11 protein-coding genes and 1 tRNA gene are annotated in these 17,833 nt (G+C 51.9%); 11 read left to right on the forward strand and 1 reads right to left on the reverse strand.

Annotation, left to right across the window (positions count from 1 at the left end):
• Positions 1-25 precede the first annotated feature (25 nt).
• On the forward strand, positions 26-7,072 hold the full coding sequence (locus G8770_RS12465; RefSeq protein ID WP_208022231.1) for an Ig-like domain-containing protein: 7,047 nt from the start codon (positions 26-28) through the stop codon (positions 7,070-7,072).
• A 202-nt stretch (positions 7,073-7,274) separates the two neighbouring features.
• On the opposite strand, the gene G8770_RS12470 is transcribed toward G8770_RS12465, so the two are convergent.
• On the reverse strand, positions 7,275-8,270 hold the full coding sequence (locus tag G8770_RS12470; RefSeq protein WP_167187019.1) for a YheT family hydrolase: 996 nt from the start codon (positions 8,268-8,270) through the stop codon (positions 7,275-7,277).
• 343 nt (positions 8,271-8,613) lie between these two features.
• On the opposite strand from G8770_RS12470, the gene G8770_RS12475 reads away from it, so the two are divergent.
• From G8770_RS12475 to G8770_RS24665, 10 genes are all read left to right on the forward strand, one after another.
• Positions 8,614-9,483, forward strand: coding sequence for a M23 family metallopeptidase (locus G8770_RS12475; protein WP_243760473.1), 870 nt, complete (start codon positions 8,614-8,616; stop codon positions 9,481-9,483).
• Positions 9,484-9,591: 108 nt separating this feature from the next.
• Positions 9,592-9,792, forward strand: coding sequence for a Trm112 family protein (locus tag G8770_RS12480; protein ID WP_167187022.1), 201 nt, complete (start codon positions 9,592-9,594; stop codon positions 9,790-9,792).
• 135 nt (positions 9,793-9,927) lie between these two features.
• On the forward strand, positions 9,928-10,278 hold the full coding sequence (locus G8770_RS12485) for a histidine triad nucleotide-binding protein (RefSeq protein ID WP_167187025.1): 351 nt from the start codon (positions 9,928-9,930) through the stop codon (positions 10,276-10,278).
• Between the two features lie 390 nt (positions 10,279-10,668).
• Positions 10,669-11,661, forward strand: a complete 993-nt coding sequence (locus tag G8770_RS12490; protein ID WP_167187028.1) for an SdiA-regulated domain-containing protein — start codon at positions 10,669-10,671, stop codon at positions 11,659-11,661.
• A 173-nt stretch (positions 11,662-11,834) separates the two neighbouring features.
• Complete coding sequence (gene alaS / locus G8770_RS12495; RefSeq protein ID WP_167187030.1) at positions 11,835-14,459, forward strand: alanine--tRNA ligase; 2,625 nt, start codon at positions 11,835-11,837, stop codon at positions 14,457-14,459.
• Positions 14,460-14,639: 180 nt separating this feature from the next.
• Positions 14,640-15,869 carry an aspartate kinase gene (locus G8770_RS12500; RefSeq protein ID WP_167187032.1) on the forward strand — a complete coding sequence of 410 codons (1,230 nt, stop codon included), beginning with the start codon at positions 14,640-14,642 and terminating at the stop codon, positions 15,867-15,869.
• 263 nt (positions 15,870-16,132) lie between these two features.
• Positions 16,133-16,321 carry a carbon storage regulator CsrA gene (gene csrA / locus G8770_RS12505; RefSeq protein ID WP_167187034.1) on the forward strand — a complete coding sequence of 63 codons (189 nt, stop codon included), beginning with the start codon at positions 16,133-16,135 and terminating at the stop codon, positions 16,319-16,321.
• 234 nt (positions 16,322-16,555) lie between these two features.
• A tRNA-Ser gene (locus tag G8770_RS12510) sits at positions 16,556-16,645 on the forward strand.
• A gap of 611 nt (positions 16,646-17,256) precedes the next feature.
• Positions 17,257-17,451: a tyrosine-type recombinase/integrase gene (locus tag G8770_RS24660; protein ID WP_243760475.1), complete on the forward strand. Its 195-nt coding sequence runs from the start codon at positions 17,257-17,259 to the stop codon at positions 17,449-17,451.
• A gap of 49 nt (positions 17,452-17,500) precedes the next feature.
• Positions 17,501-17,800 carry a tyrosine-type recombinase/integrase gene (locus G8770_RS24665; RefSeq protein ID WP_425050413.1) on the forward strand — a complete coding sequence of 100 codons (300 nt, stop codon included), beginning with the start codon at positions 17,501-17,503 and terminating at the stop codon, positions 17,798-17,800.
• The last annotated feature ends 33 nt before the right edge of the window (positions 17,801-17,833 follow it).

Genomic DNA, 17,833 nt, shown 5'->3' on the forward strand with positions numbered 1-17,833 from the left:
CGAGACCGATGCAGGTCCGTTCAACGTGACCATCACGGCGACGGATGACGGCGAAGGCACGCTGACCGATACGCAGAACATCCAGGTGGGTGTGAACAACGTGATCGAAAACACCGCGCCGGTGTTGGGTGCGGACGTTGTGACGGCGATCGATGAAAACACGACGGTGGTGGGCACCTACGCGGCGACCGATGTCGATGGAGACAACATCAGCTACAGCCTGAGCGGTGCCGATGCGGCGCTGTTCAACATCAGCGCGACGGGCGAGTTGAGCTTCAAGGTTGCGCCGGACTACGAGACCGATGCAGGTCCGTTCAACGTGACCATCACGGCGACGGATGACGGCGAAGGCACGCTGACCGATACGCAGAACATCCAGGTGGGTGTGAACAACGTGATCGAAAACACCGCGCCGGCACTAACCATAACCCTCATAAACAACTTTATCGAAGACAGCGGTGCGGCCGTGGGCGATGTGGTGGCGAGCTATACCACCAGCGATGAGGATGGTGACACGGTCACCGTGAATCTGAGTGACACCATTCATTACGCGCTAGATGGCGCGGGTAATGTGACCCTGACCGTGGCTGGTTTGGCGCTAGTGAACAGTGGTGCAGATTTACCGGCGTTTACGCTGACGCCAAACGATGGCACGGTGGATGGTGCCCCGGCGACGGCGGATCCTTCGGTGACCGCAGTCAACGATGCCCCGGTAAACACCGTTCCCGGTTCTCAAACTGTCACCGAAGCGACGCAGCTGTTCATTACCGGTTTAAGCACTTCTGATGTAGATGCAGGCAGTAAGGATATCCAATATACCCTGTCCGTAGGCGATGGCACCTTAACGGTTGGGGCTGTAGGAGCAGCCACTGTCGTTGGCAGTGGTACAGGTACGGTGGTAATTGCCGGTACCGTGTCTGAAATTAATGCTGTGTTATCAGCGACTGACAACGTGTCTTACACCAGCAATGATGATTTTGTGGGCGATGAGACGCTGACCGTAACGACCAGCGATTTGGGAAATACTGGTTCGGGTGGTACCAAGACAGATGTGGACACGGTAACCATTACCGTTGAAGAAGATGTGCCGATTGCCAATGATGATCGTCACGGAGATGACCTGAACACGAATGTTGCGACAAGTGGCAACGTGATTGACGGTACCGCCGGAGGTTCAGACGCTGCGGATACGACCCACACTGACGGTCCTTTGGCGATTCAGAAATTTACTTACACAGACAGTGTGGGCAACCAGCAAACCATACAGTTTGGCGTAGACGCAGTCTCAGGGACGGATGCGACACACGGGGATTATTTTGCGGTTCAGACGGAGTGGGGCGCTCTCACTTTTTATGCAGACGGCGAGTATAGTTACGAAGCTTACCAGAAAACGAATTATACCTTTGGGGTAGCTGATACGGACGACGCCGACGTTTATGCCTACTCATCCTTTGATTACACTGCAGGCTTGAGCCTGACCAATGGCATTCCCGATGCAGCGGATACTTTGGCTGCGACGGCTGCTGGTTTGGGCGTCAGCGGAGGCTCCGATGGTGACAGCATCGGCAGTGATGGCACGAGCAATGAATTTATTGTCTTTAATTTAGGCGTTTCAACCACCAGTGCGGTGCTCACCACGTCAAAGCTCGACGGTAATGATAATATCCGGGTCTCGGCTTACGCCGAAGACGGTACTTACCTGGGCTCTGTGTTAGACCCCACAGGCTTTGCTGTCAGTGCCAGTGACTTTACGGCAACGAATGCCAGCGGTTCTGATTTCTATTATCTGGCGATTGGTGCTGCCGACAGCTCGGACGTTTTCTTCGTAACCGGTTTGACGATCACGCCAACCAACATTAACCCCGGCGATATTGTTGATACCGTGAATTACACTGTGATTGATAACGATGGCGATACCGCCTCGGCCGATTTGAATTTGTTGCCTTATACCTCGCCGAATGCGGTGCCGGTAGCGAATGACGATACGGCAACCGTCGATGAAGGCACCACCCAAACGATTGATCTGGTGGGTAATGACACGGATGCGGACGATGCGGTCGATCCGGGTAGTATCGTGATTGTTTCCGGGCCCAGCAATGGCACCATCACGGTCAATAGCGATGGCACGGTGGCTTACAGCCACGACGGCAGTGAAACCACAGCCGACAGCTTTACCTACACTGTCCGAGATCAGTTAGGGCAATTGTCGAACACCGCTACGGTCAATCTGACAATCGCGCCACAAAACGATGCTCCGGTTTTGACCGATCTGGCCAGTACCCTGACTTATGATGAAGGTGATGTGGCCCAGCTGCTCGATAGCACCATCACTCTCAGTGATATTGATGATACGTATCTGGAAAGCGCAACCGTAAAAATCACCGGGAATTATATCAGCGGTCAAGATGTCCTGAGTATCAGTGGCGGCGATCTGGTGACTGGGGTAACCGCAACCTGGGATGCGGTGAGTGGCACACTCACACTGACGGCCGATGCAGCGGATACCATAACAGTTGCGCAGTTTGAGGCAATGCTGGAAGCGATCCTCTACGAAAATACCGCAGTGTCTCCTGAACTGGATAGCAGTGACCGGACGATCAGCTGGACGGTCAATGATGGCGACACCGACAGTAATGTCGGTACCTCTATCATAGAGATTACGGCCTCCACGGAACAACAGATTACGGCAGGGGATGACACGGGATCCGTGGTTGAAGACGTGGACACCGATGCTGTTACCGCCGGTGTTCAGCTGGAGCAGAGCGGTACGCTGAGTACCAATTTCGGTGATTTCAATACGGCAGTAAATTTCACCAATTCAACCCATACCAGTGGTGTTCAACTGGGCAATCTGGTCATCGATGCCTCGGGTAACTGGTCTTTTGATATTGACAATGACGCGGTGCAGTTCCTTGACGAGGGCGAAACCATCGTTGAAACCTATACCGTGCAAACCGCAGACGGGCAAGATACGCAAGACATCACCATCACCATCACCGGTGCCGACGATGTACCTCAAGTCAGCGTCCCTGACAACCAAATCAACATCGCACCGGACAGTACTCATACCTTAAGCGTGGGTGACTTTGGTTTCAGTGATGTGGATGGCAGTGATAAATTGATAAGCATTACCGTGACCAGTCTCGAAACAGATGGTCAGTTAATGCATTTCGATGGCAGTGACTGGGTCGCCGTAACTTTAAATCAGGTCATCAGTGCCGCGGATATTGAAAGCGGCTACCTGGTCTTTTTGCCGGATGCGGGGGAAAACAACAGTACTGCTGGCGATCCAGATTCCTACGCCTCTTTTGGCTTTAGCGTGTATGACGGTACCAGCAGCAGTGACCCGGCAACGATTACCTACAGCGTAAAAAACGTACTCTCGGTGTCAGATCCGCTACCTGTTGATGAAGGGGCATCGGCCGTATTCGTGCTTGAGCTAAGCAGTGTCCGTGGGGCGGATACGATCCTGGACCTCAGTGTCGGTGGTGATGTGACAGCAGATGACTACGAGACGCCTTTACAGTACCGGCTGCAGAATGCGGACGGCTCCTACACAGACTGGGCTGATGTGAGCAGTGATCAAATTACCGTGGGGGCTGGACTGACTAAAGCCGAGGTCAAAGTAAAATCCGTCAGTGATGCAATCGCTGGTGAGTTAGAGGGCTTATCGCTCACGGCCAGTATCAATGGTTCTGCTACGGATATGGCCAATACCTCGGCTACGGGTTCAACCACCATCAACGACAATCCCTCGTTGATCATCAATGAATCTTCCTACATCAGCGAAGGCCAAGTGGGTGTTTTCGAAATCGGTCTGACCGATGTGAAGGCCTCGGCCACCCTGGTGACGATTAGCTTCAGTGGTGCGGCAGAGCTTGGAGTGGATTTTGATTACAGTATTGATGGTGGTACGACCTGGATTACCGCCAGCAGCAGTGTCATTGCGATACCTGCCGATGCGGATTTCATTCCGTCGTTTGACGTCTATGTCCGTACCACGTCGGATGGCCTTGCCGAGCTGGATGAAAAGCTAATCATCAACGCTACAAGCAATGATAACGGCATTGCCAATCAGGGTGAGTCTGTTGTTGCTGTCACCACCATTGTTGATGGTGTTGTGCTCTCCATGGATGAAGACGGTGGCAGTGTGACCACTCCGGCTGACAGCCTTTACGACTATGAATTGTTAGGTTCGGCGAACAACGGCACTGTTGTGGTGAATGCCGATGGCACATTGACCTACACTCCCAACCCTGACTTTTCAGGGACAGACAGCTTTACCTACACCAAAACCAATGCGGTCGGGCAGACCACCACGGCGGTGGCAACGGTTAATGTCACTGCTGTAGCCGATGTACCCACGGTCACTATGAGTATCAGTGAGGCAATACAGGGAGAAGAGTTTACCGACCAAACCAACTATATCGTCAATGGCAGCTTTGAAAATTACAGCGGCACGCCATCGGCTTTGGACGATGGCGATGAAACGGTAGGCCTATTGGACTGGACAACCACGTCTAACGGTAACAATGCCAGCGAATTGGTGAACGGATTTTCCGGGGCGACGGGCAGTTATGTGTTCGATACCGGGGCGGGATCGAACAAAAATGTGACGCTGAGTCAATCCATAAACGGCCTGACGGCAGGGGAAACCTATGTGCTGAGCTTTGATTATGGTATTCCTGCAGGTATAGATGGTGGTTTAAAAGTGATCATGAACGATGGCGTCAGCGATATTGATATCACTGATCTCATTTTTGATGGCACTCAAACTGCTGATGTTGCTATGAGCGGGGTGTCCTTTAGCTTTGTAGCCGGAGCTACCAACAGTATTCGTTTCGAAGCCTATGGCAACAATAACCCAGCAGATGACGCCGGCATATACATTGATAATGTATCGCTTACGACTCAGGATCCGGTACAAACTTACGATTACGCCATTAACATTGATGTTGAACTGAACGATACCGATGGCAGTGAGTTTTTGCAGGATATTTTGATTACGTCAACCGATGTACCGGCGGATGCTGTACTGAAACTTGCCGATGGAACGGCAGTCTCCAAAGTTCTGAATGCGGACGGTATCACTTTTGAATGGCTGGTTGCAGCCGCCGACCTGTCGGGTTTGATTTTAACCCTCAACCAACCGAGTACCGCTGGAAGTTTCAACCTGACGGCAACGGCCATCGCCGAAGAGTTGAGCAACGGAGATGCGGCAGAGGCAAGCGCCACCGTCTCGGCAACGATGCCTCTGGCTGCCGCCAATGACGCCCCCAGAATTGGCGACGGTGAAATCCTGATTTCCAATGAAGCCAGTTTCAGTGGCACGGCCACCAATACGATTCCGACCTACTTTTCAGAAGATGAACCCAATGTCTTCTCCTGGAATGTGGATGATTCCATTCTGCCGAATATGGTCGCCGGTGGTGAGCCGGTGCAGCTCACCTACAGTGTCGACAGCACTGGACTGATAGGCACAGTTACGGGTGAGACCTCAGCCGGTACGGTCTTCACCCTGGTGATCACCCTCGATCCGGTGACGGGTGAGACCTCGGTGAGCTACACCCAGGATGCCGATCTGATCGGAGTGGAAACCGCTGTTGATGGCGGCTTGGTACTGCCGGGTGGTGGCAACAGCAGCGATCTGGTGCTGGGGCTGGAGGACGCCGATGGCAATGTGGTGATGGATGCGGTGCTGACCTCTGAAAACACCATTGAAGGCACCACCAATCATTCGGTGAATACCAACAGTTACTATGCCGGCGTCGACAGTAACAACATGAACCCTGGCGATAAGCTCACTCTGGATTTTGCGGCTGCGGGAATTGCCTACCCCGATGGCAGTGGGAATACCTCACAGGCCAATTATGTGGGTGTTATGAAGATCAAACTGTTTAACTTTGACAGTGCATCCAGCAGCAATCCCGATGAGCTGCTGATTACGGTCACTGAACTGGATGGCGATGTTTACAGCTTTTACATCAGTAATGCCGATCTGGATGCAGAAGGCTTTTATACGATCCAGTCGCCAACCGGTGAGCCCATTACCAAACTGGAATTCCTGGCGGGCAGCTCCAGTTCTTTCAAGCTGGGTGTTGAGTCGGTTACGCAGATCAGCTACGACGTTGATTTCGATATGCAGCTGTCCTATGCCGTGACCGACGGTAACGGCGATACTGATTCTGGGAGAGTTACCGTGACTCTGGATGGGGACGATGCCTTTATCTATGACAGTAATGACCGGTTAATCGATGGCGGCAACGGCGAAGACACCTTGATGTTGATGACTTCGGAATCGATCAATTTTGGTGCTGTGGATGACGACCGTATCCGCAACATGGAGGTGATTGATCTCAATACCGACGCTGATGGTAGCAACAGTGCTCATACTCTCGGAGGACTGACGTTAGCGGATGTCAGCGGTATGACGGATGCGGATAATGAGCTGACAATCCTGGGTGACAGTGGTGACACGGTCGCGTTAGCCGACGATGGTGCGAGTGAGTGGTACCTGGCTGGTACAGAAACTTCCGGGGGTATTAGCTATGATATTTACCTGCACCCTGAGGACAGCAGCGTACCGCTTAAAATTCAGCAGGGTATCGTTGTCACCAATGACAGCCTGGAACTGACAGGCACAGCGGCAAGTGACACTCTGGTGGGAGGCGCGTCTGATGATGTGCTGATCGGTAGCCAGGGAGATGACAGTTTGACCGGAGGCAGTGGCTCGGATATTTTCAAATGGCAGCTGAGTGATCAGGGGGCCGTGGGGACTCCTGCTGTTGATCAGGTGGCCGATCTAATCGAAGGGGTCGATGTGCTGGACATCAGTGATCTGCTGGTCGGTGAAAACACCGACAATCTGACGGATTATTTACACTTTGAGCAGGATGGTCCGGATACCTTGGTGCACATTAGCTCTGAGGGCGGTTTTGCGGGCGATTATGCCACCAACAGTGGTCAAGAGGATCAAACCATTCGGTTGCAGGGCGTTGATTTGTCGGGGTACGGCAGTGATCAGCAGATCCTTGATGCACTGAAGCTGTCCGAGACACTTATTACTGACTAAATGGGGAAACCCAGCTTGGGGCCGGGAGTGGATGTCCTGATTGGTTTAGGGCACCCACGACCAAGCTCGGGGTATGTGGTCCGCGGTTAAATATGAAGCTACTTTCGCTGGCCAAGCGGCCTGTTGGTTGGTGGCTGAGTGAATGGGCTTGTTGAGCTTTCCGTAATGCACCGGTTACGGCTTCAGTGGCAGAACGCGGCCATTAGCGTGTCCTGGAAAACAGGTCTACCAACCGATCATCAATCCAGCTCTGCATTTTAAAATTCTTCAGGAACGCGCAATGTGACCCATAACGTGTCACTTCCAGGGACAAGTTATCAGTGAGCGGTTGCCGCGGCAGCATTTTGACCCGGACGATGGGGTCGTCCTCGCTGGTGATGATGGTGGTGGGAACCGGAAGCTCTTTTAAGCGGTTTTCCCTAAGGTGATAGGCATCGAAATAGCTGCTGGTGTCACTGTATGGGGTGTAGCCGGGAATAAAAAACTCATTCATGTCTTTTAGGGTTTTGACCAGTTTCAACTGGTTTTGGTAGGTATACTCCGGAAAATGGGTGGTCTTCTTGAGCAGCGATTGTTTCCACTTCTTCACAAAATATCGTTCGTAAAAACCTTTACTCAGGGCCTCCATCGTGTCGCTGGGACAGATGACAGGACATACTGCCACGGCCCTGTCAATTCGGTATGCGTTGTTTGTTTGTGCCATGGTGGTACGCAGTGCAAAATTCCCGCCCAGTGAAAAACCTGCCAATGAATAGTGCGTGTGGGGCAGTTGTTGCTGTAAGTCGGTGAGGGCGCCGGTGATGTCACTCAATCGGGTGGAATTAAAGAGTTCCTGGTTCAAGTGGTGGCTGTCGCCGTGATCGCGAAAATTTAACCGAAAAATCGCATGCCCCTGGTCAAACAAGGCTTGTGTTGCGGACAATATGTAAGCGGAATCACTGCTGCCTTCCCAGCCGTGTAGCAGGATGACCAGCGAATCGGTATTTTTTTGCGGCAGATAAAACCCCTGCAGCCGGGCGCTGTCCGGTCCCTGCAAAATGATTTCTTGCGATTGGCTTAACAGCGACTGGGTGCGTTGCTTAACCAGCCATTTGCGCAATCCCACACTGGAAACAATGTTTTGCACATGGGGGTTTCGAAGTCCGCGGGGAGGGAGAAAGGGTTCGACTGCTGTTTTGAGTGGGGATAAATCTGTCATAGGCTTCTGTGAGCGTGTGATTTTTCAGGGAGCTCTGTGCTAGGCTTCACCTATTCAATGCGGGCTCATCGGGAGCCTTGTGTAAAGTATAGAGCACAAGAGCCCACAAGGGTTAATCGCCCGTATGGGGTATTCGCGATTGGGGGTTTATAGAAAGCAAGGGGTTATGGAAGCAGCATTATAACCTGACGGATTGAGCCGACAAACGTTGAGCGGTGAGCTCAGAATACAGCGGTAACGGGCCAGGATCCAGTTTTTAGCTGAACCTGTCAATCACAGAGAGTGTCAAAAACCCTGAGTAGAGAATGGTCTCAAATACAGTTGGTAACAAGCGGAGAGAGGTATGTCGTTGAAAATGTTAAGCCGCCTGATGAGTGTGTTGTTTTTATTGGGTTCCGGGACGTCTGCAGTTGCGGTGGCAGACATTGCCCGCCCCTCCGTCGACAGCGATTGGCAGCAGGGGGCGGTATTGCGTGGCCAGTTGGCCAAAGGGGAGAAACTCTATTTTTTGGAGCGTGAAGTGCCAGTCAGTGAGGACGGTCACTTCGTGCTGGGATTAGGGCGGGATTTCCCTGAAACCGCTCGTCTAAAGGTCGTCGATGAAACAGGTCAGTCGGTGGTGTTTACTTATCCGGTCAAACAGCGGAAATACAACATACAAAAGGTAGAAGGTGTTCCGGCCAGGACTGTCAATCCGGACCCGAAAGATTTGCAGCGTATTCGCCGGGAGTCGGCGCAAACCGCCGCAGCTCGCAAGGTCATCAGTGAACGACAGGATTTCCGTCAATCGTTTCAGTGGCCACTGTTGGGGCGCATTTCAGGCGTATATGGCAGTCAGCGCTACTATAATGGCGAGCCGCGCCGGCCCCATTTTGGGGTGGATGTCGCCAGACCCACCGGTACTCCGGTGGCTGCCCCCGTTGATGGTATTGTGAGATTGGCGCACAAGGATATGTTTTATTCTGGCGGTACATTGATTTTGGATCATGGCCAGGGGTTGTCTTCTACTTTTCTGCACCTCAGTAAAGTTCTGGTGGAAGAGGGGCAGGAGGTAAAGCAGGGTGAGCTGATTGCCGAAGTCGGGGCGACGGGCCGGGCGACAGGTCCGCACCTGGACTGGCGAATGAACTGGTTTGATCAGCGGGTGGACCCGCAATTACTGGTGCCGCCAATGTCAGAAGCGGAATCTCAGGCCAAAACTGCAGGTCAGTGATGTTCTTGTTGACGTGTCTGGTGGGGCAGATAAAGACGCAGACAAGCCTTTGCCGGTTGAGTAAGATAAGCGCCAATAAGCTATTGGTCGCGAATTTAGGTAAAAAAGATGATTGATAAGAAGTTGTTAAGTTTGTTGGTGTGCCCGGTCAGTAAAGCCCCTGTGGAGTATGACAAAGAGAAACAGGAGTTGGTGTGTTGGGCGAGTGGACTGGCGTATCCTGTACGCGACGGTATTCCCGTCATGCTGGAAGGCGAGGCGCGCCAACTGACACTTGAGGAAAAAGAGGCACATCAAGCCAAATCCTAGTTTGTATGGCTCACTCTGAACCGCTTATTTAAGCTGCGAAAGCCTTTCCTGAGCCCCCCTTCGAGCCAAGTTAAGTTACCAAGCTTGCCCGGGGCCAGGTGAGGCAGTAAACATTGATTGATGAGGGATTAAAAAATGACGGATGTCTCCATATTTACACGTATCATGAACGGTGAAATACCCTCTGATAAAGTTTATGAGGACGATGATTGCATCTGCATCAAAGATATTTCCCCCAAAGCTCCGGTCCACCTGTTGTTGATTCCGCGCAAACAAATCCCTCGACTGGTCGATGCCACGGCCGAAGACCAGGCTTTGTTGGGGCAGTTGATGATCAAGGCGGGAGATATCGCACGTGAAAATGGTGTGGGCGACGCCTTCCGACTGATCGTGAATAATGGAGAGGAAGCCGGACAGACCGTTTTCCATCTGCATTTACACATTTTGGGGGGTAAGCAGTTCACCGAATCTCAGCTGGGCTTTTAATCGAGACTCAGATGGATTTTAATTGAGATTAAGCATTATCGGCCCCGGGGATAACCAGGCCGCTATCGGAAAAAGGGGAAATGCGATACTTTCATATTGCTACCCCTTTACCGTTCTCCTCCAGCAGGTTGCACCTTCTCCACGCCATTAGGCCCGATTGTGCCCATCTCTGTGCATAATCGTCGATAGCCTGACAGATGTGGGTAATTCCAGTGTAAAGGACCTTCTTATCATTTTAACGACTTCGTGCAGATTGTTGAATAATGTGCCAACTGGTTATCAATCTCGAAAAGTCGTTGATTGCAGTGCCTGACTAATCGTACCCAGTCACATAAACGTCATTATTCATCTCATATACTCGGGATGCAATTACAATAACGGATGCAGTAAATGAGTACAGTGACACTTAGTCGCTGGCAAAGGACAGCCTGGCAAGCAAAACGGCTATTGATGGCCTCTTACAACAGATTTCAGCTGGACACCTTAACTGTTAATCAGAAGTCTTTAATTCTTCTTATCTCGGTAGCTTTCACCGCTGCAGCCTGGCTGTCGATGGCCTGGTGGCAGGAGGCGGTGAATAAAGCGAGCTCTCAAACCCCCTCGGTGGGATTGGGTGGCTACAGCTTGGTCGGTCCTCCGGTTGAGCTGACGCAAATGAGTTATAACGCCTCGGGAATTACCTATAGCCCGGAAACGGACTCTTTGTTTGCAATTGCCAATAACCCGACTTACATCGTTGAACTGAACAAGCAGGGGAGCGAATTACGCAAGATTCCTTTGCACGGGTACGATGATACCGAAGGTCTGGTGTTTCTCGGTGGGGGGCGTTTTGCGATCCTCGAAGAGGATACCCGCAGTGTGGTATTGGTGGATATCGACCCATCTACGGAGAGTCTAAGCCGTGAGCACGGTAAAATTGTGTCATTCCCGATAACGTATAAGCGCAATAAAGGTTTTGAAGGGGTTGCCTTTAACCCACAGGATCAGAGCTTGTTTGTGGTTAATGAAAGGCAGCCAAGAGCGCTCTACCACATTCAGGGAGCTGTGAATCCGGAGGCGGTCAATTTCTCCATCAGCAGCCCTTGGTCCCTGGAAGAGAACTCGCTCAACAAAAGCGATTTGTCCGGCTTGCATTTTGATCAACGTACCGGCCATTTGCTGATTCTGAGCGACGAGTCGAAATCCCTGACCGAGGCCAACCTCAATGGTGAGTGGGTTTCTCGCCTGTCCCTTTCGAGCTCCAAAGCGGGGTTTGAGCGCGGGGTGCCCCAGGCAGAGGGGGTGACGATGGATGATGATGGAATGCTTTACATTCTCAGTGAGCCAAATCTTCTTTATCGTTTGGCGCCTCCCAGTGCACCGGTTCGCGCCCAAGGTACCTGAAAAACAATGGGTGACGAGCCAAATTCAAGCAAAATCCGGTTAAAACCTCGTTAAAAGTCTCGCAGGGGTCTCGGTGTTTGGGCTGGGTTCTTATATACTTAGGCCCTTTTTAAATCGGGCAAGCTCAGCCATGTACTGTCTTGCTCAATGGCCAGCCATCGGATCGAGACTTTATGAAGAGCGCAGAAATACGCGACGCCTATTTGCAGTTTTTCCAGAGCAAAGGACATGAGATTGTCCCCAGCAGTTCGCTAATCCCCGGAAATGATCCCACCCTGCTGTTTACCAACGCCGGTATGGTGCAGTTTAAAGACGTTTTCCTTGGCGATGATGTGCGCAGCTATTCTCGTGCGACCAGCTCCCAGCGCTGTGTACGTGCTGGCGGTAAGCACAACGATCTGGAAAATGTAGGCTATACCGCTCGCCATCACACTTTCTTCGAAATGCTGGGCAATTTCAGCTTTGGCGACTACTTCAAGCAGGACGCCATACATTATGCCTGGGAGTTTTTGACCTCTCCCGAGTGGCTTAATATCTCGGCCGACAAGCTCACGGTCACCGTATACCAGGAAGACGATGAGGCCTACGCTATCTGGAAAGACCAGGTGGGTGTGCCCGCAGATCGTATTATCCGTATTGGAGATAAAGGCGGCCGTTACCAGTCTGATAATTTCTGGGCCATGGGTGATACGGGCCCTTGCGGCCCCTGTACGGAAATTTTTTACGATCATGGCGAAGACATCTGGGGCGGCCCCCCTGGCTCGCCAGAAGAAGACGGCGACCGGTTTATTGAAATCTGGAACGTGGTCTTCATGCAGTATAACCGCAGTGCCGATGGCCAAATGGCACAGCTGCCTAAGCCATCCGTCGATACCGGGATGGGGCTGGAACGGATTGCGGCAGTCATGCAGGACGTTCATTCCAACTACGAAATAGACATGTTTCAGGCGCTTTTGAAAGACGCCGCGGAAAAAACCGGTACCACGGATCTGGAGAACAAGTCTCTGCGCGTGATTGCTGATCATATCCGTTCGTGTTCGTTCCTGATTGCGGATGGTGTCTTGCCTTCCAACGAGGGGCGAGGCTATGTCCTGCGCCGAATTATTCGTCGTGCGGTTCGTCATGGTCACAAGCTGGGGCAGAAAGCAGCCTTCTTTCACAAGTTGGTTGCCGGCCTGGCAGGCCAGATGGGTGAGGCCTACCCGGAGCTTTACAGCCTGCAAGCGCAGATTGAAAAAGTTTTGCTGGCTGAAGAGCAGCAGTTCGAAAAGACCCTGGACAAAGGCATGTCCGTGCTGGAAGACGCATTGAAAAACCTGAAGGGTGCCGTTGTACCCGGTGACGTGTTATTTACGCTCTATGATACCTATGGTTTTCCGCTGGATTTAACCGCGGATATTGCCCGCGAGCGCGAGCTGTCAGTGGATGAAGCCGGGTACGAAGCCGCCATGGCTGAGCAGCGCGCTCGAGCGCGCGCCGCCGGAGCCTTCAAGGTCGATTACACGGCGGGCCTGAAGTTGCAGGGTGAGACGGCTTTTACCGGCTACAACGCCCTGGTGGGTGAAAGTCGTATTACAGCTCTCTATAAAGACGGTGATGAAGTCAGTGTTTTGGCGGAAGGCGATGAAGGGGTGATTTTGTTGGATAGCACACCTTTTTATGCGGAGTCTGGTGGTCAGGTGGGAGATGCGGGTTATCTGTCATCGGCGGCTGGTCGGTTTGAGGTGCGCGACTGCACCAAACAAAGCAATAATCATTTGCACGTAGGTGTTGTTTTACAGGGGACCTTGAAGAAGGGCGATGTCGTTGCAACCCAGGTGGATCCGGACGTCCGCCAGGCCACAGCCCTGAATCACTCAGCCACACATTTGCTGCACGCGGCCTTGCGGGAAATTCTGGGCGACCATGTCACCCAAAAAGGCTCGTTGGTAGACTCCGAGCGATTGCGCTTTGATTTCTCTCATTTTGAAGCCGTAAAGCCGGACGAGTTGAAAGCCATCGAAGCCCGGGTCAATCAACAGATCCTGGCGAACAGTGCCGTTGAGACCGAGCTGTGCAATATGGAGCGGGCCCAGGAGAAGGGGGCAATGGCTCTGTTTGGTGAGAAGTACGGTGATGAAGTCCGGGTGCTTTCCATGGGGGATGGCTTCTCCGTGGAGCTGTGTGGTGGTACTCATGTACAGCGAACCGGCGATATTGGTCAAATCCGCATTGTCTCCGAATCCGGGGTGGCCTCGGGCGTGCGCCGTATTGAAGCAATTACTGGCAGCAAGGCGCTGGCGTTGTTTGACGAGACAGAAGCTCTTGTGGCCCAGGTCAGTCAGCTGGTCAAGGCGCGTCCCGATACTTTGACTGACAAGGTGACTCAGCTGGTGAGTCACAACCGTCAATTGGAAAAAGAGCTCGAGCAGTTGAAAGCCAAGCTGGCATCCGCTGCCAGTGGCGACATCCTGTCACAGGCCGTGGACGTTAACGGTGTGAAAGTATTGGCCAGCCAGCTTGAGGGTGCAGATATGAAGGCGCTGGACAGCAGTGTGGCGCAACTGAAAGACAAATTGGGCAGTTCGGTGGTGCTATTGGCCAGTCCGAGCGATGAAAAGATCAACCTGATTGCCGGTGTCTCGGCAGACTTGCAGGGTAAGATCTCGGCTGGAAACCTGATCAAGTACTTTGCCCCGCTGGTTGGCGGTAAAGGTGGTGGTAAGCCTGACAAGGCGAAAGGGGCCGGTACCGATGTGGCTGCACTGCCTGAGGCGCTAAAGACTGTAGAGGCGTGGGTTAAAGAGCAGTTAGCCTGATTTACACCTGTTAATACTTCTGGATGGGCATGTCGTTGGTGTCGCTGGGACTTTTTTACTTGGAAAGGTCTCCAGACCATTCATTCTGTTTAACTTTTAGGCCAATTTAGTGTTTAATTGGCGCCCATTTTTTATGTCTCTTACTCGTAAGAGCCCCTGTTAGATTGATGCAGGTCGACAATGAGTTTATTTGTACAAAAATACGGCGGTACCTCGGTGGGTACGGTTGAGCGAATTGAGTCTGTTGCTGAAAAAGTAGCCGGATTTCGTGAGCAGGGCCATGATATGGTTGTGGTCGTGTCGGCGATGAGTGGCGAAACCAACCGGTTAATCGGTATGGCCAACCAGATTCAGGAGACCCCGGACCCCCGAGAAATGGACGTTCTGGTTTCAACGGGCGAACAGGTAACCATTGCTTTGCTGTGTATGGCACTGAAAAAGCGTGGTTGGGATGCTCGCTCCTATACCGGCACCCAGGTGAAAATACTAACCGACAACGCCCACACCAAGGCACGAATCCAGGATATTGATGTCTCAAACATGAGAGATGATCTGGACGCCGGGCGGGTGGTTGTCGTGGCTGGCTTCCAGGGTGTGGACGAGAACGGCAATATTACGACTTTGGGTCGTGGTGGTTCAGACACCACCGGTGTTGCCCTGGCTGCAGCGTTAAAGGCTGATGAGTGCCAGATTTATACTGATGTGGACGGTGTATATACGACCGACCCCCGTGTTTGTGAAGGTGCTCGCCGACTAGAGAAGATCACCTTCGAAGAAATGCTGGAAATGGCCAGTCAGGGCTCAAAAGTCTTACAGATTCGAGCCGTAGAATTCGCGGGCAAATACAATGTGCCGCTGCGTGTATTGCACAGTTTCCAGGATGGACCTGGAACCTTGATCACTCTCGATGAGGATTTTTCCGATATGGAGCAACCAGTCGTATCCGGTATTGCGTTCAACCGTGATGAAGCAAAAGTAACTGTTGTAGGCGTTCCTGATACCCCAGGGGTTGCCGCGCGGATTTTGGCCCCGATAGGGGCTGCTAACATCGAAATCGATGTGATTGTGCAAAACGTGTCAGCAGATGGCACAACCGATATGACCTTTACCGTTCACCGGAATGATGTGGCGAAGGCCAGGGAAGTCTTGGGGAAAGTATGCGCCGATGTGAAGGCACGTGAAGTCATCACCGACGATAAGATTGCTAAAGTGTCAATTGTCGGTGTTGGCATGCGTTCCCATGCTGGCGTAGCATCAAAGATGTTTGATGCATTGGCAGAAGACAATATTAATATTCAGATGATTACTACGTCCGAAATTAAAATTGCTGTCATTATCGACGAGCGCTATTTAGAACTGGCTGTGCGCAGTTTGCACAAAGCTTTTGGGCTGGATGCGATCGAAAGTTAAGCCTCAGAGAAAAAGGATTCATAGTGCTTGGATGGCGTTTTGAGCCAATTTAGACTCATGAATCGCACATTATTGTGATGATTTGTGGTCTAAGGTGCCATTGAGGTCTTTCTTTTCTGAAAAGCTGGACAATACTTACATGAATACTGGTGACTCGTTTATATAAAAAGCCAGGAGTGGTAAGGACTAGGGTAAGAAACCGACAACGGTACCGCCGCTGGTATTGTCCGTTGTACTCACAGGATGCTTGAAGGAGATTTGTAATGTTGATTTTGACCCGCCGTATTGGCGAGACCCTTATGGTCGGCGATGAGGTTACCGTGACAGTATTAGGCGTTAAAGGTAATCAGGTCCGTATCGGGGTTAATGCTCCGAAAGAGATCGCTGTCCACCGTGAAGAGATTTACCAGCGTATTCAGCGAGAGAAAGAAGACCAGGATCAGCAGGATTAATAGGTTTTTCCTGCTGTGAAGCCAAAAGGCCCGCCCTCGCTGCGGGCTTTTTTGTGTCAGTGTTTTGCAGTTTCAACGGGAGGATTTGGGTAACATTTGCCCAAGCCGGGCAGGGTTTGCCCATTCATCAGTGGCGTAGGAATTAATTTCATTCCAAGCCTTTGATTCTCTGAAGAATATGGTATTATGCCGCCCGTTGCTGACGTAGCCGCGAGGTAAAACGTTGTGTAACCTGGAGAAGTGGCCGAGTGGCTGAAGGCGTGCCCCTGCTAAGGGTATATATGGGAAACTGTATCGAGGGTTCGAATCCCTCCTTCTCCGCCATTTAATAAAAAAGGGCTTACCCGCAAGGGTAGGCCCTTTTTTATTAACCGAAGGAAAGAGAGATTTAACAAATTCCTCCGGTTCGACAAATCGCACCGCGATTTAGACTCCGCAGGAGCCCGCAGGGGGATTTACAGCCCACAGGCTGAAAATCATCAATCCCGACGGCTGCGTAGGTGCGGAAGTATTCCTCTGCAAGGGTAGGCCCTTTTTTATTAACCGAAGGAAAGGAAGATTTAACAAATTCCTCCGGTTCGACAAATCGCACCGCGATTTAGACTCCGCAGGGGGATTTACAGCCCACAGGCTGAAAATCATCAATCCCGACGAGTGGTTCAGGCCGGGTGTCCCCTCCTGCAAGACCAAGCCTTTTTCCTTCTCCTGTCGTCCGATCATGACTTCCAGAAGCCGACCTTTTAGTTAGTAGCTCTGCAAACTATGCTCAAATGGGTGTTAGTTCAATGGCTTGAACACTTATGCCTCTATCCGATATTCCAATACCGCAAGTCCAGCCTCTGAACCCGAAGCATTACCGCAACTGCTGAAAACACTTCAGGACGCCAATATCAGGCGAATTACCCGGTATCTCCTTCAGTGGGCAGCTTCATACGATGACACGGCCTGGTGAAGCCTGTGGTGCTCGCTGGGAGGAAATAGATCTGGAACAGGGGACTTGGGCGATCCCGGCCGAGCGAATCAAAAAGCAACGTGAACACCTTGTACCACTTATCCCTCAAGTTCACGAGACCCTGAAAATGCTGGAGCCCTCAGTGGCAAAAGCCCGTTTTTATTCCCCAGTGACATAGATCCACGTAAACACACCAATGCGTCAACGGCTAATGTGCTTTAAAGCGCATGGGTTTCCATGGGCGACTGACCGCTCATGGACTGCGATCTTTAGCCAGTAAAACCTTAAATGAAGAGGGCCTTGATCCTGACGTCATCGAGGCGGCTTTGGTTCATGTCGACAAAAACGCGGTTCGTGCCGCGTATAACCGCGCCGACTACCTAAAACGTGGGCGTACGCTGATGGAGTGGTGGGGCGCCCATATTGAGAGATCAGCGGTGGCTCGTCTGATTCGATCCGAGCCTGAAGTGGGGATTTTCAGTGTTAGTGACAGCGCCCTAAGGGGGCGGTCACCCTTGGGGTGGTGAGCGGCTAAAGTGAATCGCCAGAATGTTGTGGCA

Source organism: Pseudomaricurvus hydrocarbonicus (assembly GCF_011602365.1).
Lineage (GTDB): Bacteria > Pseudomonadota > Gammaproteobacteria > Pseudomonadales > Cellvibrionaceae > Pseudomaricurvus > Pseudomaricurvus hydrocarbonicus.

What these genes read in the sequence shown, in the direction of transcription:
- G8770_RS12480 (WP_167187022.1), top strand. Translation starts at nt 9,592, where the DNA reads ATGATTGATAAGAAGTTGTTAAGTTTGTTGGTGTGCCCGGTCAGTAAA.
- G8770_RS12485 (WP_167187025.1), top strand. Translation starts at nt 9,928, where the DNA reads ATGACGGATGTCTCCATATTTACACGTATCATGAACGGTGAAATACCC.
- G8770_RS24665 (WP_425050413.1), top strand. Translation starts at nt 17,501, where the DNA reads ATGGGTTTCCATGGGCGACTGACCGCTCATGGACTGCGATCTTTAGCC.
- G8770_RS24660 (WP_243760475.1), top strand. Translation starts at nt 17,257, where the DNA reads ATGACACGGCCTGGTGAAGCCTGTGGTGCTCGCTGGGAGGAAATAGAT.
- G8770_RS12490 (WP_167187028.1), top strand. Translation starts at nt 10,669, where the DNA reads ATGAGTACAGTGACACTTAGTCGCTGGCAAAGGACAGCCTGGCAAGCA.
- G8770_RS12475 (WP_243760473.1), top strand. Translation starts at nt 8,614, where the DNA reads ATGTCGTTGAAAATGTTAAGCCGCCTGATGAGTGTGTTGTTTTTATTG.
- alaS (WP_167187030.1), top strand. Translation starts at nt 11,835, where the DNA reads ATGAAGAGCGCAGAAATACGCGACGCCTATTTGCAGTTTTTCCAGAGC.
- G8770_RS12470 (WP_167187019.1), bottom strand. Translation starts at nt 8,270, where the DNA reads ATGACAGATTTATCCCCACTCAAAACAGCAGTCGAACCCTTTCTCCCT.
- G8770_RS12500 (WP_167187032.1), top strand. Translation starts at nt 14,640, where the DNA reads ATGAGTTTATTTGTACAAAAATACGGCGGTACCTCGGTGGGTACGGTT.
- csrA (WP_167187034.1), top strand. Translation starts at nt 16,133, where the DNA reads ATGTTGATTTTGACCCGCCGTATTGGCGAGACCCTTATGGTCGGCGAT.